Source organism: Amycolatopsis ultiminotia (genome assembly GCF_039536925.1).
Classification (GTDB): Bacteria; Actinomycetota; Actinomycetes; order Mycobacteriales; family Pseudonocardiaceae; genus Amycolatopsis; species Amycolatopsis ultiminotia.
In genome coordinates, this window is record NZ_BAAAZN010000010.1 from 116,225 (window position 1) to 116,930 (window position 706).

The window sequence follows — 706 nt, forward strand, 5'->3', positions numbered from 1 at the left end:
CGGCTCTCTCGGCTCTCTCGGCTCTCTCGGCTCTCTCGGCTCTCTCGGCTCTCTCGGCTCTCTCGGCTCTCTCGGCTCTCTCGGCTCTCTCGGCTCTCTCGGCTCTCTCGGCTCTCTCGGCTCTCTCGGCTCTCTCGCGGGTTCGCGTTGCCGGGCCGTCTTCGGCGGGTTCGCGCTGGGTGAGTACCGCCTCCGACGGTCTCCGCCTCGAGCAGGTTCGTCCTTGGTCGGTTCACCCTTGGCAGGCTGCGCCTTGGGCGAGGCTGTGTCTTGGGTGAGTTTGGTTGCTGGGTGAGGTTTCGCCCCGGGTGAGTCGGCCGTTGCGCGAGGTTTCGCCTTCGGCGGCCTTTCTGGGGTTTCCTGATCGGGTTCCCTGGGGCCCGCCGGTTCGGGTTTCCTGGGCCGTCCGATGCTCCGGGTCTTCCGACTCCCGCATCGGGTTCGGTACGTCTTCCTGTTTCGGCTTCGCCCCGTCGAACCTCGTGTGCCTCCCACCGGGAGCACTTTCGCCAAGCCGCACGCTCCACGTACAAGAGGTTCGCGCCCGGTTCGGAAACGGCTTCTGACCACTGCCAGCCCGTCGTGACCGGCCCCGACCGCCTGTCACTCCGACGATCTGTCGCCGTGACCGTGCCGCAACTGTGCCGCAGTCGCCCTGCCGGCGTTGCTGTGATGGCGTCGTCTTGGCCGCTTGGCCGCTTGGCCG